Annotated in this window: 2 protein-coding genes and 1 pseudogene; all 3 read right to left on the bottom strand. The window is 66.8% G+C overall.

The genetic code is table 11. The annotated features are described in order from the left end of the window. A partial coding sequence (locus H7290_RS20115) for a hypothetical protein (RefSeq protein ID WP_290515799.1) occupies positions 1–757 on the bottom strand: 757 nt, incomplete at its 3' end. 452 nt (positions 758–1,209) lie between these two features. Beyond that, positions 1,210–1,767 carry a hypothetical protein gene (locus tag H7290_RS20110; protein WP_290515798.1) on the bottom strand — a complete coding sequence of 186 codons (558 nt, stop codon included), beginning with the start codon at positions 1,765–1,767 and terminating at the stop codon, positions 1,210–1,212. Positions 1,768–1,937: 170 nt separating this feature from the next. Then, positions 1,938–2,132 (bottom strand): annotated as a pseudogene (locus H7290_RS20105) (transposase); the annotation flags it as partial. Between the last annotated feature and the right edge of the window lie 132 nt (positions 2,133–2,264).

Here is a 2,264-nt window from a genome sequence, read left to right as displayed (position 1 = left end):
CGGGCACGACCGGCACGGTCGGGACAACTACGACGGGCACGACCGGCACGGTCGGGACAACTACGACGGGCACGACCGGCACGGTCGGGACAACTACGACGGGCACGACCGGCACGCTCGGGACAACTACGACGGGGCCAACCACAACCACGGGAGCGGGCACTGTCGGCACTGTTGGCGGTGCCGGTGGGGTCGTTGTGGGGCAGTCGACTTTGAAGACCTTGTGCTTCCCGGCGCCGTGCTCGCCCGGGAAGGTGACGGTCAGCTTGTACATGCCGTTGGGCAGCGAGAGCGCTGCAGTATGGCCGTCCCCGAGCGCGTCCGTGGAGATAGTTCCGGACAAGACGCTGGCGGCTTTGAAATTCGGGCCAGGAACGATCTCGTAGGTCAAGGGCTGGCCGGCGTCGAAGCTGAAGGCGTCAAGGTAGAAGCCGCAGACCTTGGGCTCGTTACGCCGGTCCTCAACCGGGGTGCCGGTCTGATGGATCTTTACTGTGCCATTGTCACCAGGAATGCGTTCCCCGCTCTGAACCTTGCCCTCGTCCTCGATCCGATCGTCTCTTTGCCCAGTCTGGCTTCGGTCGTTCCCCTCACCGCCGCCTTCGACATCGACGTTCGGCTCCCCGACAGGTGACGGGGCGACCAGATTCGGCGCTTCGTTGCTTTCCGGGCCTTGAGCGGCGCTCGGGTTGGTGTCGGCGTGGGCGGTACCAATAAAGGCGCCAGTGAGGGGGACGCTCAGCACCAGCGCGGTCAACGTAGCGATGGTCGCGGATCGCCGCGAGGAGGGAGGTCGGTGGCTCTGCGACATGGTGGGCTCCGGAGGTCAGGGGGCCCGTGCAATCGTGCGGTGCTGCCGGTCTCGCCACTGCACCTGCGCCGTCTAGGCGACCGTATTTCTCCGTGTGCGGCCGTCTCCGGGCGCATCGGTGGGGACGACGCAGGTCTGCTCATCACCACGCCGTAGCGCGGGTTGTCGTATGCAGCCCTCAAGTGGGATGCGCCCGGGAGATATGTCCCCGATGAACAGAGTCAACCCTGATGAGGGCAAATTCACGAGCCGGTGGCCTTCGAGGGCTTGTCGACCGCGTCAGGCTGATGTGAAGCACCCCTGCGATGTGGGATCCACCGACACCCGTTCGCCGATCGCGCGCATCGCGTCGGCCAGGTGTCCGGCCAGGACCCGACCCGGTCAACACGAGACACGTCCTAGCCTTGGCGCCGCTCGTTGGTGGCGGTACGCCGTTCGCCGTCGGCGAGTCGGCGACTGTCTGCGGCGGCGTCGCGGGTTTTCCTCGCACCGGCCCGGTCGCCCTCGGACTCGAGGCGGTGCCCCGCGGTGCTCTCGCGGTGGGCGGCCGCGTCATCTCGTCGGCGGACGATTTGCCGCAGGGCGGCGATGAGATCCGCGCGGTCCCCGGCGGCCGCGTCTCGGTCCTTGCCGGCCCGCAACCTGTCTGCGAATGCTTGTGCCGTCGCGGCGTAGGCCGGTGACCCAAAGGGCAACGGCGCTGAGAGCGAATCAAGGTGTGCAGCGGCCGCGTCGCGCGCTTCGGCCTCCCGGTCGCGCCGTTCGGCCTGCTTGTCTCGGCTGATGGCGTCACTGAGCAGCCGCCCGATGTCGAGATCACGGGCGCTGCTGTCGGTGTCTCGGTCGTCGGCATGGGCGTCACGAACGTCAGCCAGACGGTCCCGGACGTCAGCCACGTCATCGCGGGTGTCGGCCGCTTCATCGCGGGTGTCAGCAAGCCTTGGTCGTCGCGACATCGCTTACCCAGCTCCTCAGGGACCGACAAACGGGTGGAACATGGGCAACAGACCGCGAACGCTAGTCGCCCATCTCTGACGCTGCGTACCGAACTTCTCACTGTCACTCGCTGTAGTTGGCACTGTGGGGGGACCCCGAGAACTGATCCGGCTCGTGTGAGAGTCGGTGTTCATTGGTGGGTGCAGGCTGCAGCGTGTACGGCTGGTGACTGGTAGCCGAGGGAGCTGGGTCGTCGGCGGTGGTTGCAGTCGTCGTTCCAGTCGGTGATCACGGCCCGGGCTTGGGCCAGTGACCAGAAGATGGTGATGGTGAGGCATTCGTCGCGGACGCGGCCGTTGAAGGACTCGACGTAGCCGTTGCGCCAGTGGGCAGCGTCATAGCGTCGTGGCAACACCCCTGGCCGGCGGGGGCCGATGGTAGGAGGCCCTGGTGGGGCAGCGGAGTGAGTTGACGTTCGCGGACAGAGTGGAGATCTCGACCCGCCGCAAGGCCGGAT

It is taken from the genome of Aeromicrobium sp. (assembly GCF_014378035.1).
In the GTDB taxonomy this organism is placed as follows: Bacteria; Actinomycetota; Actinomycetes; order Propionibacteriales; family Nocardioidaceae; genus Aeromicrobium.
This window is presented reverse-complemented; position numbering and strand designations above follow the sequence as displayed.

What these genes read in the sequence shown, in the direction of transcription:
- H7290_RS20110 (WP_290515798.1), bottom strand. Translation starts at nt 1,767, where the DNA reads ATGTCGCGACGACCAAGGCTTGCTGACACCCGCGATGAAGCGGCCGAC.